16 protein-coding genes, 1 tRNA gene and 1 pseudogene are annotated in these 15,568 nt (G+C 57.8%); 14 read left to right on the top strand and 4 right to left on the bottom strand.

Going from position 1 to position 15,568, the window contains the following annotated elements:
• Nucleotides 1–2: 2 nt before the first annotated feature.
• The gene (locus tag GQF02_RS10135) at nt 3–983 is read right to left on the bottom strand and encodes a KpsF/GutQ family sugar-phosphate isomerase (protein WP_160796845.1); all 981 of its coding nucleotides are present in this window, start codon (nt 981–983) and stop codon (nt 3–5) included.
• Between the two features lie 85 nt (nt 984–1,068).
• On the opposite strand from GQF02_RS10135, the gene GQF02_RS10130 reads away from it, so the two are divergent.
• On the top strand, nt 1,069–3,045 hold the full coding sequence (locus GQF02_RS10130) for a monovalent cation:proton antiporter family protein (RefSeq protein WP_160796843.1): 1,977 nt from the start codon (nt 1,069–1,071) through the stop codon (nt 3,043–3,045).
• 57 nt (nt 3,046–3,102) lie between these two features.
• On the opposite strand, the gene GQF02_RS10125 is transcribed toward GQF02_RS10130, so the two are convergent.
• Together GQF02_RS10125 and GQF02_RS10120 are read right to left on the bottom strand one after the other, a co-directional pair.
• Entirely contained in the window at nt 3,103–5,262 is a 2,160-nt protein-coding gene (locus tag GQF02_RS10125) for an AsmA family protein (RefSeq protein WP_160796841.1), read from the bottom strand.
• 37 nt (nt 5,263–5,299) lie between these two features.
• Nucleotides 5,300–5,373 (bottom strand) — tRNA-Gly (locus GQF02_RS10120).
• A gap of 481 nt (nt 5,374–5,854) precedes the next feature.
• On the opposite strand from GQF02_RS10120, the gene GQF02_RS10115 reads away from it, so the two are divergent.
• The 10 genes from GQF02_RS10115 to GQF02_RS10070 all read left to right on the top strand — a co-directional run bounded on the left by GQF02_RS10115 (nt 5,855) and on the right by GQF02_RS10070 (nt 13,958).
• Complete coding sequence (locus GQF02_RS10115) at nt 5,855–7,180, top strand: sodium-dependent transporter (RefSeq protein ID WP_160796839.1); 1,326 nt, start codon at nt 5,855–5,857, stop codon at nt 7,178–7,180.
• A gap of 105 nt (nt 7,181–7,285) precedes the next feature.
• The gene (locus GQF02_RS10110; RefSeq protein ID WP_160796837.1) at nt 7,286–8,287 is read left to right on the top strand and encodes an asparaginase; all 1,002 of its coding nucleotides are present in this window, start codon (nt 7,286–7,288) and stop codon (nt 8,285–8,287) included.
• A 244-nt stretch (nt 8,288–8,531) separates the two neighbouring features.
• Nucleotides 8,532–9,065, top strand: coding sequence for an AAA family ATPase (locus GQF02_RS10105; RefSeq protein ID WP_124736257.1), 534 nt, complete (start codon nt 8,532–8,534; stop codon nt 9,063–9,065).
• A 222-nt stretch (nt 9,066–9,287) separates the two neighbouring features.
• On the top strand, nt 9,288–9,509 hold the full coding sequence (locus GQF02_RS10100) for an RNA-binding S4 domain-containing protein (protein ID WP_124736256.1): 222 nt from the start codon (nt 9,288–9,290) through the stop codon (nt 9,507–9,509).
• Nucleotides 9,502–9,675: an oxidoreductase-like domain-containing protein gene (locus tag GQF02_RS10095; RefSeq protein WP_124736255.1), complete on the top strand. Its 174-nt coding sequence runs from the start codon at nt 9,502–9,504 to the stop codon at nt 9,673–9,675. Before GQF02_RS10100 ends, GQF02_RS10095 begins: the two co-directional genes overlap by 8 nt.
• A complete protein-coding gene (locus tag GQF02_RS10090) occupies nt 9,675–10,517 on the top strand; it encodes a 3',5'-nucleoside bisphosphate phosphatase (RefSeq protein ID WP_160796835.1) in 843 nt (280 codons plus the stop codon). Before GQF02_RS10095 ends, GQF02_RS10090 begins: the two co-directional genes overlap by 1 nt.
• Before the next feature lie 22 nt (nt 10,518–10,539).
• Nucleotides 10,540–11,160 (top strand): L-threonylcarbamoyladenylate synthase, encoded by a 621-nt coding sequence (locus GQF02_RS10085; RefSeq protein WP_124736253.1) that lies wholly within the window; start codon nt 10,540–10,542, stop codon nt 11,158–11,160.
• 58 nt (nt 11,161–11,218) lie between these two features.
• Entirely contained in the window at nt 11,219–11,854 is a 636-nt protein-coding gene (locus tag GQF02_RS10080) for a site-2 protease family protein (RefSeq protein WP_407924828.1), read from the top strand.
• 22 nt (nt 11,855–11,876) lie between these two features.
• On the top strand, nt 11,877–13,076 hold the full coding sequence (locus tag GQF02_RS10075; RefSeq protein ID WP_124736251.1) for a tryptophan--tRNA ligase: 1,200 nt from the start codon (nt 11,877–11,879) through the stop codon (nt 13,074–13,076).
• Between the two features lie 63 nt (nt 13,077–13,139).
• A complete protein-coding gene (locus tag GQF02_RS10070; RefSeq protein ID WP_160796833.1) occupies nt 13,140–13,958 on the top strand; it encodes a segregation and condensation protein A in 819 nt (272 codons plus the stop codon).
• A gap of 3 nt (nt 13,959–13,961) precedes the next feature.
• Here GQF02_RS10070 and GQF02_RS10065 read toward each other — a convergent pair whose 3' ends face one another.
• Nucleotides 13,962–14,378 (bottom strand): hypothetical protein, encoded by a 417-nt coding sequence (locus GQF02_RS10065; RefSeq protein WP_160796831.1) that lies wholly within the window; start codon nt 14,376–14,378, stop codon nt 13,962–13,964.
• Here GQF02_RS10065 and GQF02_RS10060 point away from each other — a divergent pair.
• The 3 genes and pseudogenes from GQF02_RS10060 to GQF02_RS10050 all read left to right on the top strand — a co-directional run.
• Nucleotides 14,377–14,577 carry a hypothetical protein gene (locus GQF02_RS10060; RefSeq protein WP_124735705.1) on the top strand — a complete coding sequence of 67 codons (201 nt, stop codon included), beginning with the start codon at nt 14,377–14,379 and terminating at the stop codon, nt 14,575–14,577. The genes GQF02_RS10065 and GQF02_RS10060 overlap by 2 nt on opposite strands.
• A gap of 27 nt (nt 14,578–14,604) precedes the next feature.
• Entirely contained in the window at nt 14,605–15,228 is a 624-nt protein-coding gene (gene scpB, locus GQF02_RS10055) for an SMC-Scp complex subunit ScpB (RefSeq protein ID WP_124735704.1), read from the top strand.
• 8 nt (nt 15,229–15,236) lie between these two features.
• Nucleotides 15,237–15,568: pseudogene (locus GQF02_RS10050) on the top strand (hypothetical protein); the annotation flags it as partial.

Here is a 15,568-nt window from a genome sequence, read left to right as displayed (position 1 = left end):
TTTCAGACGATGCCTGCGCGCATCAAATCGTGCAGATTGAGTGCGCCTATGGCATGGCCGGCCTCATCGGTGACGATCAGGCCATTGATCTTGTATGTTTCCATCAGCTTGACTGCCTCGGCGGCCAGTCGCGTCGCGGCGATGGTACGCGGCGAGCGGTTCATGACTTCATCTATCACCAGGCCAGCCAGATTTTCACTTTTATCCAGCGTTCTGCGCAGGTCGCCATCGGTATAGATGCCGGCCAGTCGCTGTGTCTCATCCAGTACCGCCGTCATGCCCAGCCCCTTGCGTGACATCTCCAGCAAGGCGTGCTTGAGCGGGGTGCCGGCTTTAACTGCAGGGAAGTCATCCCCCGCGTGCATGATGTCGGCAACGTGAACCAGCAGGCGCCGCCCCAGGCTGCCGCCCGGATGGGACAGGGCAAAGTCTTCCTGCCGGAAGTTGCGCGCGTCCAGCAAGGTCACGGCCAGCGCGTCGCCCAGTGCCAATGCTGCCGTGGTGCTGGCAGTCGGCGCCAGCCCAAGCGGGCAGGCTTCTTTTTCTACCGTGGCATCCAGGTGGATATCGGCCTCGCGTGCCAGTGTCGAGCCTGGGCGGCCGGTAATGGCAATCAGCGCGACCCCTTTGCGCTTGAGCGCAGGCAAAAGCGCGATCACTTCATCGCTTTCGCCCGAGTTGGACAGGGCGATCAGCACGTCTTTATCGGTAATCATGCCCAAGTCGCCATGTGCCGCTTCGGCCGGATGGACAAAGAAGGCGGGCGTGCCGGTGCTGGCCATGGTGGCTGCAATTTTGCCGGCAATATGGCCGGACTTGCCGATACCGGTAATGACGACGCGGCCACTGCAGGCGAGCAAGATGTCGATGGCCGCCATAAACTCGCCATTGAGGCGATCTGCCAGCTTAAGTATGGCATCGGCTTCTATGCGAAGGACGTCGCGTGCCAGTTCCAGACGGTTTTGTATGTGCGCTTGTTCCATAGTCGCGCAGTATATCAGCTTATAATCGGCCTTCCTGCACCTGTCTGTACGGATTTCAAACCCTGAACTAGGAAATTATTGCCTGATGCATTCTCTTGCTCCTATCGTGCTGGTTCTTCTCTGTGCCGTGCTGGCCGTCACCTTGTGCCGTAGCGTCAAGGTGCCACCCATGCTGGGCTATCTGGTGGTTGGTTTTATTGCCGGCCCCAGTGTGCTGGCGCTGGTGCCGGATGGGGAGGAAACCCAGTTTCTGGGTGAGATAGGCATTGTATTCATGATGTTTTCCATCGGGCTGGAGTTCTCCTTGCCCAAGCTCAATGCCATGCGCCGGCTGGTGTTCGGTGTCGGTTTGGCGCAGGTGGTGGTGACGTTGTTGCTGATTATGGGCGGGGTGTGGGTCCTGAGCGATAACCCACTGGCCGGTTTCGCTATCGGCGGGGCGCTAGCCATGTCGTCAACGGCAATCGTCAGCAAGCTGCTGACCGAGCGACTTGAGCTGAATCAGGCGCATGGCCAGCTGGCGATGGGCGTGTTGCTGTTTCAGGATATTGCCGTCGTGCCACTCTTGATTCTGCTGCCGGCTTTTGCCGGCGGCTCGGATACGCTGCTGATGGATCTGGCGCTGGCCGGCGTCAAGGTGGTGGTGGTGATGTCCTTGCTGTTTTTCTTTGGTCCGCGCCTGCTGCGGCCATGGTTTCATGTTGTTGCCCGCCAGCGTTCGGGTGAGCTGTTTATGATTAATGTGCTGCTGGTGACGCTGGGCATTGCCTGGCTGACCGAGCTGTCCGGCCTGTCGCTGGCGCTGGGCGCTTTTGTTGCCGGCATGCTGATTTCGGAAACCAAATACCGCTTTCAGGTGGAAGAGGATATCCGTCCGTTTCGCGACATCTTGCTAGGATTCTTTTTTATCACCGTCGGCATGAAGCTGGAGTTGCCGGTGCTGTTCCAGCGCTGGGATGAAGTGCTGGTGATGCTGTGCCTGCTGCTGCCTTTGAAGCTGGCGATTGTGTTTGCTATCGGTCGTGCTTTTGGCCTGCGCAGCAATGATGCACTTAAAGGCGCACTGGCACTGGCGCAGGGCGGTGAATTCGGTTTTGTCTTGTTGGCGCTGGCCAGTAATCTGGCGCTGGTGCCGCTGGTTTCCGTGCAGGCGGCATTGGCGGCCATTATTCTCTCGATGCTGATTGCGCCTTTTTTGATCCAGTACGCCGACGCGATTACCCGGCGCTTGATCCGCAACGACTGGATGCTGCAGTCGCTGGATCTGCACCAGGTCTTTGTGCAGAGCATGAGCAAGTCCGAGCATGTGCTGATTTGCGGCTATGGCCGCAGTGGTCAGGCGCTGGCACGCCTGCTTGAGGCCGAGGATGTGCCGTTTTTTGCGCTGGATCTGGATCCTGAGCGGGTACAGGAAGCCAGTGCCGCCGGAGACCCTGTGGTGTTTGGTGATGCCGCCCGTAAGGAGGTGCTGGGCGCTGCCGGTATTCAGCGCGCCCGTGTGGTGGTGATTACCTTTGCCGACACGCATGCCGCCGAGCGCATTATCGAAACCGTGCAGCAGCTCAAGCCCAATTTGCCGGTTATTGTGCGCACCATAGATGATAGCGATATCGAGCGCTTGCGCGCCGCTGGTGCCGATGAGGTGGTGGCCGAGGTGATGGAGGGTAGCCTGATGCTGGCATCCCAGGCCTTGATGGTCATGGGCGTGCCGGTGAGCCGGGTGTTGCGCCGTATCCGCACCGTGCGTGAAGCGCGCTACGGCCTGTTTCGCGGCTTTTTTCGCGGGCTGGGGGATGAGGTTGCGGTCGGGGATGAGGGCCAGCAGTTGCGGCTGGAAAGTGTCCGTTTGGTGGCGGATGCCTATGCGGTGGGGAAGCGTCTGGGGGAGCTGAATCTGGTGGCGCTTGGGGTCGAGGTTAAGACGGTACGGCGTCGTCAATTCAAACGCTCTGATCTGAGTAATGATTTTGTGCTGGAAGAGGATGATGTGGTTGTGCTGTTGGGGCGCTCTGATCAGCTGGCTTCGGCCGAGAGCTTTTTGCTGCAAGGAGATGCAGACTAGGCCAGCGCAAGCGTAGGGCCGGAAAGCGGGAGGAGTTTACCCGCTTTCCTGTTTGTGTCACGGCAGGATGGTCGTGATCTGTTTTTTCAATTCCTGCTTCAGTGCCTGCTGTTTTTCGCCGGGGCTTGTTTTTCCCTTGACCATGGCATTGAAGTCCAGCGCATAGATGGGCGCGTTGATCTGGCCGGTAATTTTCAGCGGCACATTGACTCCGCCTAGCTGTTTGAACGAGCGCGGGTTGGCTTTGACATCCAGCGTATAGTCAATAATGCTTTGCGGTAAATCGAGCTTGCCGTTGCCATGCACATTAACCAGCTGTGAAGCCAGTTGCAGATCCTGATTGCGCGCAATGCCGTTGTCCAGATCGAAGCTGGCCGACAAAGACTGGAAGGTGGTTTTCTGTTTCTGATCGGTAGCCAGCGAGGTGGCGCTCCAGTCCTTGAGTTCTGCCGGCAGGTTTTTCAGCGCTGCGACCAGATCAATGCCGGTCAGAGCGCCTTGTGCCAGTTTGACGCTGGCTTGCCCGGTGAGTGTGTCGCGCAGTCCGGCCAGTGACTTGCCGTGGGCGACCAGGTTGACTTCGCCGCTGCCCTTGCCTTCGATGCGGCTGAAGTTGAACAGGTCAAGCAATAGCGGGCGGATATGCATGCCGTGCAGCTGCTGCTTGAGCGAGAGCGTGGCATCCTTGCCGCGTTGCAGTCTGGCGCTGCCACTGAGTTTGCCTTCGTAAATGCTGGCCGACAGATTGTCGACGGCAAAAGCGTTGCGGTCGGCCTCTACATGGGCATTGATGTCGCGTACGCGAAAACGCCCCATATTGAGTTCGCCGATATCCACCTTGCCTTTCAGGTGCAAAAAGTCCATCCAGTCCAGTTGCAGCGGTGCCGTGTTCTGGAATAGGGCGACAGCCTGCTCGGGTTTGGTTTCAGGCAGGTAGCGGTTCAGGTCAAGCTGGTCGATAGAGAGGGCTGCCTCGTGGTGTGGATCAAGAAAACCGGTCTGGTCCAGCGCAAGGGCCAGACGAGTGCCATCCAGCTTGCCGGCGACCCGTAGCGTGAGCCGGCTACTGTCCAGTTCGCCACTCAGTGTGCCATCCAGTGCGGCGAAAAGCTGGCCGCGCGGCAAGACTGGTGTAATTAGGCGGGCATCCAGCTTTAATGGATCCATGCGCAAGGTGTTGAGTCCTGCCAGCTGCAGTGGTGCCGACAGCTTGATCTTGATGGAGTGTGGGCCCTGCGAGGAAATCAGCTCGCTACTGATTTGTGTCGCATAAAGTCCGGCCGGGGTGAGTTTGAGCTGATCTAGCACGCTATTGAAGCGGTAACGGGTTTGGGCATAGCTGAACTCGCCCGCGCCGGTGGCATGTGGAATGAGGACTTCTGCCGGGTTGGCGCTGGCGTGAGGAATGCTGGCCTCGAGTTGTAGCTTGGGTTGAGTGCTGTCCAGCTTGATTTGCAGTGCCTTGGCTGTGGTTTGCAAGGTGGCGGTATTGATATCCAGATTGCCTGTGACCCTGAGCGATGTGCCGGTATTGCGCCCGCTGCCGGTGAGTATGGCGCTGATGTCGTGTGACGTTATTTTGTTACTGCTAATGCGGTAGGGCGCAGACAGGGCAAGTTTGAATTCGCGCTTGCCCTCAAACAGTTTGCCGTCCAGTTGCAGGTGGGCAGCGGATGTCATGTCGACCAGTTCAAGCTGAGTATCCCTGAGCGCCGCTGTATGGCCGCTGATTTCATCCTGGAAGTCGATATTGGTATTACGTAGCGCAAAGCGATCAAGCTGAAGCTTGAGCGAGGTCGTCTGGTTTTTTTGTAGCAATCCGGCGATGTTGAGCCTGCCATCGCTTTGCTGCCTCAGCTTGAGTGTCATGCCATCGGCGGCGAGGCGGCGTAATTCATATTGCTTTTGCAGCAGAGGCCACCACGCCAGATCAATGTCGAGCTTGTCCAGCGTGAGTAAAGCACTGCGCGTGCCGGCGGGGTAAACGGCAATGCGTTCTATATCCAGGCCAGGGTAGGGGAAAAAATGGGGGGAAATGCTGCCGTTTATTTCGGCATCGAAGCCACGCTGGGCGAATTCATGGACGATATTGTGCCGCACCGACTGCGCATCAAAGCGCTGATAAAACAGGATGAGGGCGCATGCAGACAGAACACACAGCGTGAATGCACCGTAGACAAATGTTTTTAGCCAGAGCCGGCCAGAGTTTAACTTCATGCTGAGTCGGTCTAGATAGGCGCGGAAGAAAATATGCTGGAGCGGGTGAAGGGAATCGAACCCTCGTCGTAAGCTTGGGAAGCTTCTGCTCTACCATTGAGCTACACCCGCACTGCGAAGTGAGCATTGTATGAAAAATGGCCGTCTTTCGCAAGAAAGTGGCAATGTTTTTTTAAATGGAGCAGTTTTGTACGGTTGCGCGCAATATGCTATAAGGATTTATTTTTTTTGCGGCAGTTAAGGCTAATAATTTTCCAATTTCAATCGATAAATGCCCTTCCCCTCTTGACCTCGCGCTTGGACGTGGTAATTTGTAATCATGTATATCGTATACAAAGCGGGGCATGCTGGTAGTCATCATCTGGCTCGCATGTTTAATCCTTGCGCCATACCCGGTGGCAAGCTTATTTCCCGATGGACTCTGACCCGGCTGTTTTAGCCGGCTCAAGATGTCTCCTTCACGTGGTCGACCATGTCAGACGCAATCCGTCTGCCGGCACCTGCCTCGATGTTCTGCATTTGCAAACAGCCTGGTCCATGCAGATTTTTGCGTGGAAGTCGTTATTGTCCGAATAATTAAAGAGAATTGATCATGGCCAGATCACAATGGGGCTCCCGCCTCGGATTCATACTTGCTGCTGCCGGTTCGGCGATTGGCCTGGGTGCCATCTGGAAGTTTCCTTACGTCGCTTCGCAAAACGGTGGCGGGGCATTCCTGCTGATTTTTATCGGTTTCGTGTTTACGCTGGGCATCGTGATGATGATGGCGGAGATGGCGCTAGGTCGCGCCGCCCATTCAAGCGCAGTCGGGGCTTTTCGCAAGATGGGCGGCAAGCACTGGGCGCTGGTCGGTTATATGGGGGTGCTGGTCGGCTTTCTGATCTTGTCGTTCTATAGTGTGGTCGGTGGCTGGACGATAGCCTATATCGCCAAATCCATAGGCGGCGAGATTATCAGTAGTGATGCCAAAGTGCTGGGCGGGATTTTTACTGGCTTTATTTCCAGCCCGAGTGAGCCCCTGTTCTATCACGCAGCCTTTATGGCCTTGACTGTCGGTGTGGTGTTGGGCGGCGTGCAAAAGGGTATCGAAAACCTGTCCAAATTCCTGATGCCGGCCCTGTTCGTGATGATGCTGGTGTTGATTGTGCGTGGCTTGTTTTTGCCGGGTGCCCTGGATGGCGTGGCTTATTTCCTTGATCCCGATTTTTCCAAAGTCAGTGCCAAAACGATTATCGATGCGCTGGGGTTGGCTTTCTTCTCGTTGTCGCTGGGTATGGGGGCGATGATTACCTATGGCTCTTACGTAGAAAAAGACACCTCGATTCCGGGTTCTGCAGCTTGGGTGGTTTTGCTGACGACCGTGGTGTGCCTGCTGGCGGGCTTGATGGTGCTGCCAGCCGTATTTGCCTTCGGTTTTGACCCTTCGGCGGGCCCCGGTTTGACCTTTATCACCATGCCGGCGGTGTTTGCCAAGATGGTAGGCGGGCAACTGTTTGCGGTGGTGTTCTTCGTGCTGCTGCTGGTAGCCGCTCTGACCTCGGCGGTGTCGCTGATGGAGGTGGTGACCAGCTTTATGATCGACGAGTTCCATATGCGCCGTGTACAGGCGGCCTTGCTGATGGCTTCGCTGATGTTTGTGTTGGGGGTGCCTGCTTCTTTGTCGCTGGGCATCTGGAGCGAGTACACCCTGTTTGGTAAAGGTGTGTTCGATTTGCTGGATTATGCCACCTCCAATGTGCTGATGCCGCTGGGCGGTGTGCTGCTGGCCTTGCTGGCTGGCTGGAAAATCTGGCCTCAGATTGAGGTCCAACTGGCGGTGGGAACCCGTAGCAGCGCTTTATGGCTGCCGGCGATGAAGCTGACTTGCCGTTATATTGCGCCGGCCCTGATCGGTTTTGTACTGGTTAATGGCTTGTAAAGGCGGCTGAGGCCAAGGCTTTGGCGTGCGCGGACAAGGCGTCCCCTTCGGTGGGGGCGCCTTTTGTTTTAAGATTTTGCCTGTTCATCACTTCTGGAAAACACCATGTCCAAACGCATCCTTGTCCTCTACAGCGGTGGCACCATCGGCATGGATCACACGCCCGCGGGTCTTGCGCCTGTGCCGGGGCTGTTGCCACGCCTGCTGGAGCGCTTTCGTAGCGAGCAAATGGATTTCGAGCTGATCGAGTATCCGCAACTGATAGACTCGTCGGCGATCACGCTGGCTAACTGGAACCGCCTGATCGGCGATATTGCTTGCCATTACCATGCTTACGATGGTTTTGTGATTATCCATGGCACCGACACCATGGCTTACACCGCCAGCGTACTGGCCTTTGCCTTGCAGGGGCTGGCCAAACCGGTGGTGATTACCGGCTCGCAATTGCCCTTGGTGCATGCCCGAAGCGATGGCTGGGGCAATCTGGCCGATGCTTTTGAGGCTGCTTGTCAGGAGGGGTTGCATGAGGTCGTGCTGGCATTTGATCGTGTGCTGCTACGCGGTTGCCGGGCGCGCAAGGTCGATGCGGCCAGCTTTGCCGGCTTTGCCAGCCCGAATGCCGCGCCGCTGGCGCACTTCGGTATTCATGTTCAGTGGCAGCGTGCGCTGTGGCGTCAGGTACAGGGCGATTTTCATGCGCAGCCTCTGGATGAGCGGGTCAACATCCTGCCGCTGATGCTGATGCCGGGTGCGGCAGCCGCCGGTTTTGGCGTCTTGCTGCAAGGCGAGCATCATGGCGCGATATTGATGAGCTACGGTAATGGCAATGCACCGGCAGATGCCGCGTTGCTGGCCGGCGTCGCTTCGGCGAGCGCGCGCGGTTTGCCGGTGCTGAACCTGACTCAGGTACAAAAAGGATCGGTAGAAATTGGCGCGTATGCTGCCAGTCAGCCATTGGCACAGGCCGGTGCCTTGCCGGGGCTGGATATGACGCCGGAGGCTGCGCTGGCCAAATTGACGGTATTGGCCTCCATGCCTTTGACGGCTGAGCAGCGGCGGGCCTATTTGCAGCAGGACTGGGTGGGGGAGATGACCGTTCCTGCCTAAAAAACGGGCGCGTGAAGATTTCCATTTTTATTCATGTATTTATTGCATTTGTCCACAGTGTGCGCACAGGGTTTTTCTGTGCGCATGTGGGCAACTCAGGTTTGTCCGTGTGGCTGACAAGCCTGTGCTTTGCTTCTGTTATTCACGGTTTGTACGCCGCTTCGGCTCCCGTCTTTGCGAGAAACTGCCCGATGCCAGGCTGTGCGCCGTATAATCTTCTCCCTTTACCGCTTTTGTTGATGCCATGCCGCTTTCTTTGCGCGTTGCCGTATTGGGGCCGGAGTCCAGTGGCAAGAGCACGCTGGTGCAGGCGCTGGCAGGCAGGCTTGGCTGCGCCGGCATGCGTGTGGCGTGTGTTGACGAGTATGCGCGCAGTTATTACGCCAACCGTCCCTACCTTCCGTCCCTGGCCGATGTCGAGGCGATTGCCTTGGCCCAGTGTCGCAATGAGGATATGGCTGCACAGCAGGCTGATATCGTGTTGTGCGACACGACTGCGCTGACCTGCCGTATCTGGGCTGACGTGGCTTTTGGTGGCGCCAGCGGGACGATAAACCGTTTGTGCCGTGACTACCGTTATGGTTTGACGCTGCTCGCCCGTCCGGATATTCCATGGCAGGCTGATCCTTTGCGCAGCCATCCGCATGAGCGCGAATGGTTGCTGGGTTTGTACCGCCAGGCGTTGGCAACACAGCCAGAAAGGGTGGTCGAGGTCTATGGTGTGCTGGAACAGCGACTGGAGCAGGCTCTGTCTGCACTGGATGATGTGCTGCCGTAAGGGCGTGTGCCTCAAATTTAGGCAATGCAGCTTCTGCTAATAAAATCAGTGTGTTGCCTGTCTTGTCCACAAGCCGTTCACAGTACTGTCCCGTCGCTGCGTGGACAAACAGAGGATGGGTTGCCTAAAAAACAGGCTTGCCCAGATAAGTTAATAAATTCAATGCTTTGTGTCGCTTGTTAACAGGGTCTGCACAGGGCTGTCCAAGATGGGTGTGAAGAAATGGATGAAGTGTTTGAGCTACGCAATGAATATATTGCCTTGTGCGATCTGCTGAAAACCTGTGGTATTGCCGAGTCCGGTGGAATGGGCAAGCAGATGGTGGCCGAGGGTGTGGTCTGTGTCGATGGTGCGGTCGAATTGCGCAAGACCTGCAAAATCCGCCCCGGACAGGTGGTGAGCGGTGAGGGCTTCACCATACGCGTGATAGCGGCCCATGCTTGAAACCGGCGACGATTTCGATCCGCAACCGGATGCGCCGCAGGCACCCAGTGACGATATGTGCTGCGGTAGCGGCTGCGAGCCTTGTGTCTGGGATAGCTACCAAATAGAGCTGGCGGATTACCGCGTGCGCCTGGCTGCGTGGCAAGCGCGGCAGGAGCGTGTGTGATGGCCAGCATAGACCTGCATTTTCACTCCAGTATTTCCGATGGCGCTTTGAGCCCCGCCGAAGTCGTGACGCGTGCGGCCGGTCGCGGCGCGACATTGCTGGCACTGACCGATCACGACTGCACGCGCGGCTATGCCGAGGCAGCCGCTGCGGCCGGCGAGCTGGGTATCGCCCTGCTCGGTGGCGTCGAAATCTCGGTCAGCTGGGGTAAACATACCATCCATATTGTCGGGCTCGGTATTACGCCGGGCGAGCCTGTGCTTGAGGCGGGCCTGGCTTCAATCCGCCATGGCCGCATCGAACGGGCGCATGCCATGGCGCATGCGCTGGACAAGGCCGGCATGCCCGGTACTTTTGATGGTGCGATGGCGCTGGCCGCCAACCCGGAAATGATAGGGCGTGCGCATTTTGCCCGCTATATGGTCAATGCTGGATATATAAAAGATGTAAGGGCCGTATTTCGCAAGTTTCTGGCCGCCGGCAAAACCGGCTATGTGCCGCACCAATGGGCCAGTCTTGCCGATGCCGTGAGCTGGATCAGAGCGGCAGGGGGCGTGGCGGTGATTGCCCATCCGGGGCGCTATGATTTCGGCAGGACACTGACCGAAAGGCTGATACTCGACTTTAAGGACGCCGGCGGCGAGGCGATAGAAGTCGCCAGCGGCAGCCATAGTCTGGACGATATGCACAAATACACCCTGCTGGCCGACCGTTTTGGTCTGCTGGCTAGCGCCGGTAGCGATTTTCATGCGCCAGGCGAGGGTGGGCGCGACGTGGGGCTGACGGCTGAATTGCCGCCTTTATGCCGCCCTGTATGGCGGGAAAAGGGCTGGGGCGCTTGAAGTCCCGGGCGAGGAGATAGATATGGCACAATTTTTTACCATCCATCCGGAGAACCCGCAGGCGCGGCTGATACGCGAAGCGGCCAAGATCGTCGAAGCGGGCGGGGTGATCGTCTATCCGACCGATTCCTGTTATGCGCTGGGTTGCGCTTTGGGCAACAAGCGGGCGATGGAGCGCATTCTGGAAATACGCCAGATCGACCTTAAGCACCACCTGACGCTGGTGTGCGCCGATTTGTCCGCGCTGGCCAATTATGCCCGCGTGGACAATAGCCAGTACCGCCTGCTTAAAAGTGCCACGCCGGGTAGCTACACCTTTATCCTGCAGGCAACCAAGGAGGTTCCGCGCCGCACTCTGCATCCCAAGCGCTCGACCATAGGCTTGCGCGTGCCGGATCACCAGGTGGCGCTTGCCTTGCTGGAGGCGCTGCACGAGCCGATTTTGTCGTGTACGCTGATGCTGCCGGGAGAGGACGAGCCCTTGGTTGACCCGTACGAGATTCGCGAGCTGCTGGAAAACCGGGTTGATCTGGTGATTGATGGCGGCTGGTGCGGCACCGAGCCGACGACGGTGATAGACATGACCGATGGCGTATCGCTGGTTCGCCAGGGCAAGGGTGAGGTTGCACCATTCGGGCTGTAGCCTGACACATAATAGAATTCGGGCCGCGCGATGCGGCCATTTGCTGAACTAGGGGGGAATTTTGGACGATATTATCCAGAAAATTGCGATTTATGCGCTGCCGGTCATTCTGGCCATTACCTTGCACGAGGCGGCGCACGCCTATGTCGCCAAGCGTTTTGGCGACGCCACGGCCTTTATGATGGGGCGGATGACCCTGAATCCGCTCAAGCATATCGACCCGATCGGCACGGTTTTGCTGCCGCTGGTCGGACTGATTGCCGGCGGCTTCATTTTTGGCTGGGCCAAACCGGTGCCGGTCAATTTCGGCAACCTCAAGCCGGTGCGTAGCGGCATGCGCTGGGTCGCAGCGGCGGGGCCCTTGTCCAATCTGGCCATGGCGGTGGGCTGGGTTTTGCTGTTCAAGCTGGCAATCAGTACCGACTCCATGTACAGCGAGCCGCTGATGCTGATGAGTCAGGCCGGCATCAATATCAATGTGGTGCTGATGGTGCTGAACCTGATGCCGCTATTGCCGCTGGATGGCGGGCGCATCGTCGAGAGCTTTTTGCCGCCGGGCATGGCTTACAAATACTCGCGTATCGAGCCTTACGGTATCTGGATTTTGCTGGGCCTGGTATTTACCGGTCTGCTCTCGCCCATACTCAGGCCATTCATGAATATCGTGTATGATCTTCTCAATCTGATTTTGTAATTTTATTTTTCCAGGATTGTTCATGTTCGCAGATCGCGTTCTCTCCGGCATGCGCCCAACCGGAAGGCTACACCTTGGGCATTATCACGGCGTTATCAAGAACTGGGTGCAGCTGCAAAGCGAGCACGAATGTCTGTTTATGGTGGCCGACTGGCATGCGCTGACTACCAATTACGACGATGTCGGCGTGATTGAAAGCAGCCTGTGGGATATGGTGATCGACTGGCTGGCTGCCGGTGTCGATCCGGCGCAGGCGACCATTTTTATCCAGTCCAAGGTGCCGGAGCATGCCGAACTGCATCTGGCGCTGTCCATGATTTGTCCGTTGGGCTGGCTGGAGCGGGTGCCGACCTATAAGGACCAGATCGAGAAGCTGAGCCACAAGGATCTGGCGACTTACGGTTTCCTAGGCTACCCGCTGCTGCAGGCGGCCGACATTCTGGTGTACAAGGCTAACCGCGTGCCGGTGGGCGAAGACCAGGTGCCGCATGTCGAACTGACGCGTGAAATGGCGCGCCGCTTTAACCATCTGTATGGCCGCGAGCCGGGCTTTGAAGACAAGGCCATCGCCTCTATCAAAAAACTGGGCAGCAAGAAGAGCAAGCTGTACCAGCAGATGCGTACCCGTTACCAGCAAGAAGGCGACGACGAGGCACTGGATGCCGCACGCGCCTTGCTGGCCGATACGCAAAACCTGTCCATCGGTGATCGCGAGCGTCTGTTTGCCTTCCTCGAGAATAAAGGCCGCGTCATCCTGCCCGAGCCGGATGCCTTGCTGACGGCGGCCAGCCGTATGCCGGGTCTGGACGGCAACAAGATGTCCAAGTCGTACGGCAACACCATCGCCCTGCGCGAGGCGCCGGAGTCTGTATCCAAGAAGGTGCGCGCCATGCCGACCGATCCGGCCCGTGTGCGCCGTACCGACCCGGGTGACCCGGCCAAGTGCCCGGTGTGGCAGCTGCATCAGGTGTATTCGGATGAAGCCACCCGCGAGTGGGTGGTCAAGGGCTGTACCAGCGCCGGTATCGGCTGTCTCGATTGCAAACAGCCGGTAATCGAAGGCGTGCTCAAGGAGCAGCAGCCTATGTTCGAGCGTGCGCAAAAATATCTGGATGATCCGACGCTGGTGAAGGCCATTGTCGCCGACGGGTGCGAGCGTGCGCGCAAGATTGCAAACGACACCATGAAGGACGTACGCGAGGCGATGGGGCTGGGCTATTGAGTCACGCCGCTTTTTCGCGACAGCCCCGCGTATGGTCGCGGGGCTTTTCATTGATGGGGCCGCATGACTGAGCACAGCTTATCACCTGACGCAGCGGGGACTGTCGCCGGCACGCCCTTGGCGCATGTTTTCGGCCAGCCGGTGCTGGAAATGCCGGCCGACCTGTTTATCCCGCCAGATGCGCTCAAGATCATTCTCGAGAGTTTCGAAGGCCCGCTGGACTTGCTCTTGTACCTGATCCGCAAGCAGAACCTGAATATTCTCGATATTCCGATGGCGCCGATTACTGCGCAGTACATGCGCTATATCGATGCAATGCGCGCCGAGCGGCTGGAGCTGGCGGCCGAGTATCTGCTAATGGCGGCCTTGCTGATCGAGATCAAGTCGCGCTTATTGTTGCCGCGCCCGCAAGTGGACGAGGCCGGCGAAGTGAGTGATCCGCGTGCCGAACTGGCGCGGCGGCTGCTGGAGTACGAGCAGATGAAGCTGGCCGGGTTGGCTTTGGACAAATTGCCGCAAGCCGAGCGCGATTTTGCCTGGCTGGCAGTCTTGATCGAGCAGGGCGCCGAGCAGCGCCTGCCTGAGGTCAGTCCGCTGGATTTGCGCCAGGCCTGGCTGACCATTCTGTCGCGTGCCAAAAACCAGCGCAGTCATCAGGTAGCGCAGGATGAACTGTCGGTGCGTGAACAGATGAGCTGGATTTTGCGCTATCTGGACGGGCGCGATTATGTTGCGTTCGAAGAGTTATTTGATCCGGGCAAGGGTGTTGCACACCTGGTGGTCAATTTTATTGCCCTGCTGGAGCTGGTCAAGGAGGGCATGGTGCGGGTGAATCAGGACGCCGCCTATGCTCCCATCTATGTCCGTATTGCCGTGGTGTAATGTCTACCAGGCCAGCTTGTATCTGAGGCGGATGCTGCCGTTGCCGTTTACGCTCAGCGCCAGTCTTGATGACTTGTCTTGATACAGGTTGAAAGAGGGGCGGCTGCCACCATCCAGCGATAGCCAGGCCCAGAGCGGATTGTTTTCCTTTAGCCTGAGCGCTGTGTTTGATGGTAAAGGGGCGAGGGCTGGCGCGCCGATGACGGATAACGCCGTAGTAGAAGTGATAGGTTGTTTGGTATTTTCGCCCTCCATAGCGATGGTAGGGGGAAGACTGAAGTCTGTTGCCGGGCCCATAGTTGGCATGCTGCTCGCGGGTTCTTGAGCCTGCGCCATGTTGGTCGCCACATAAGCCGCCAGTTGTACGAACAAGGACAGGGTGAGTAATGCTTTACCGTGTTGTCTGGCTGTGTGTGGCATGGACTTGCTCCTGTCCCGAATTTTTGCCTGGCTGGTGTGGCGGCTGGCGCATTTGCTGTTGTTCACCATAGATGAAGCCATGGTGAATTTTGGGATATCAGCACCAGACAGGGCTGATGGGGGCGCAAGACAGGTAAAAACAGGGTATCTTAGTGCGACGCAGGATAAAAAATCGTGTAAAATCCGCGCCTTCCTGTGATTTTGTCCAAAATCTGATCTGGTTTCGATGCCTCTTTTTACCGATCTCAAGTATCTGAAGACCGTTCTTGAAACGGCGCTGCTGACAGCGCAAGAGCCGCTATCGGTATCCATGCTTAAACGTTTGTTTACCGAGGATATCAAGGCGGCGTTGATCAACCAGATTCTGGAAGAAATACAGCAGGACTGGCGTGGCCGCGGGGTGGAGCTGATCAAGCTCTCGTCCGGCTGGCGCTTTCGGGCGCGCGCCGAATTTACCCCCTATCTTTCCCGGCTGAACCCGGAAAAGCCACCGCGCTACTCGCGCGCGGTGATGGAAACGCTGGCGATTATTGCCTACAAACAACCGGTGACCCGTGGCGATGTTGAAGCCATACGCGGTGTCACGGTGTCGACCAGCGTGGTGCAGACCCTGCTTGAGCGGGGCTGGATCGAAGTAATCGGGCACAAGGATGTGCCCGGACGGCCCGGTCTGTATGCAACGACCCGCAAGTTTCTCGATGATCTCGGCTTTCATTCGCTGCGTGATTTGCCGCCTTTGGCGGACTTGGGAAATCTGGTGGTGCCGGATGCCGGGCCGGTTGAAGCCTCTGGCGAGATGCCAGAAGGCGAAGTCCCCCTCGTTGATGAGGCGGAAAATCTAGTTGATTAGGAAAAAGCATGTCTAAAGGACAACGCAATCAGGCGCGCCAACCGGTGTCGCAAGCCAAGGGCCGCGAAACGTCGCAGCCACGCACCGGCGGTAGCTTTATCAAGCCGCGCAATGCACAAGACAACAAGCCTGCACCATCGCGCCAGGAGGGCTACGGCCAGCGCGACCGCAGCGAACAGCCACGTGGCAACTATGGCGACAAGAAGCCGTTCGTGCGCCGCGAGGGCGACGCCCCGCGTGAAGGTGGCTACGGTCAGCGCGACCGCAGCGAACAGCCACGCGGGAACTACGGCGACAAGAAGCCGTTCGTGCGCCGCGATGGCGACGCCCCGCGTGAAGG

Origin of the sequence: Craterilacuibacter sinensis (assembly GCF_009831765.1) — a bacterium.
Lineage (GTDB): Bacteria > Pseudomonadota > Gammaproteobacteria > Burkholderiales > Chromobacteriaceae > Craterilacuibacter > Craterilacuibacter sinensis.
The sequence above is the reverse complement of the archived record's forward strand: the minus strand, read 5'-3'. Positions and strand labels throughout refer to the sequence as shown.

Excerpts from the sequence above, each read along its gene's own strand:
- GQF02_RS10135 (WP_160796845.1), bottom strand. The coding sequence starts at position 983 with ATGGAACAAGCGCACATACAAAACCGTCTGGAACTGGCACGCGACGTC.
- GQF02_RS10130 (WP_160796843.1), top strand. The coding sequence starts at position 1,069 with ATGCATTCTCTTGCTCCTATCGTGCTGGTTCTTCTCTGTGCCGTGCTG.
- GQF02_RS10125 (WP_160796841.1), bottom strand. The coding sequence starts at position 5,262 with ATGAAGTTAAACTCTGGCCGGCTCTGGCTAAAAACATTTGTCTACGGT.
- GQF02_RS10115 (WP_160796839.1), top strand. The coding sequence starts at position 5,855 with ATGGCCAGATCACAATGGGGCTCCCGCCTCGGATTCATACTTGCTGCT.
- GQF02_RS10110 (WP_160796837.1), top strand. The coding sequence starts at position 7,286 with ATGTCCAAACGCATCCTTGTCCTCTACAGCGGTGGCACCATCGGCATG.
- GQF02_RS10105 (WP_124736257.1), top strand. The coding sequence starts at position 8,532 with ATGCCGCTTTCTTTGCGCGTTGCCGTATTGGGGCCGGAGTCCAGTGGC.
- GQF02_RS10100 (WP_124736256.1), top strand. The coding sequence starts at position 9,288 with ATGGATGAAGTGTTTGAGCTACGCAATGAATATATTGCCTTGTGCGAT.
- GQF02_RS10095 (WP_124736255.1), top strand. The coding sequence starts at position 9,502 with ATGCTTGAAACCGGCGACGATTTCGATCCGCAACCGGATGCGCCGCAG.
- GQF02_RS10090 (WP_160796835.1), top strand. The coding sequence starts at position 9,675 with ATGGCCAGCATAGACCTGCATTTTCACTCCAGTATTTCCGATGGCGCT.
- GQF02_RS10085 (WP_124736253.1), top strand. The coding sequence starts at position 10,540 with ATGGCACAATTTTTTACCATCCATCCGGAGAACCCGCAGGCGCGGCTG.
- GQF02_RS10075 (WP_124736251.1), top strand. The coding sequence starts at position 11,877 with ATGTTCGCAGATCGCGTTCTCTCCGGCATGCGCCCAACCGGAAGGCTA.
- GQF02_RS10070 (WP_160796833.1), top strand. The coding sequence starts at position 13,140 with ATGACTGAGCACAGCTTATCACCTGACGCAGCGGGGACTGTCGCCGGC.
- GQF02_RS10060 (WP_124735705.1), top strand. The coding sequence starts at position 14,377 with ATGGACTTGCTCCTGTCCCGAATTTTTGCCTGGCTGGTGTGGCGGCTG.
- GQF02_RS10065 (WP_160796831.1), bottom strand. The coding sequence starts at position 14,378 with ATGCCACACACAGCCAGACAACACGGTAAAGCATTACTCACCCTGTCC.
- scpB (WP_124735704.1), top strand. The coding sequence starts at position 14,605 with ATGCCTCTTTTTACCGATCTCAAGTATCTGAAGACCGTTCTTGAAACG.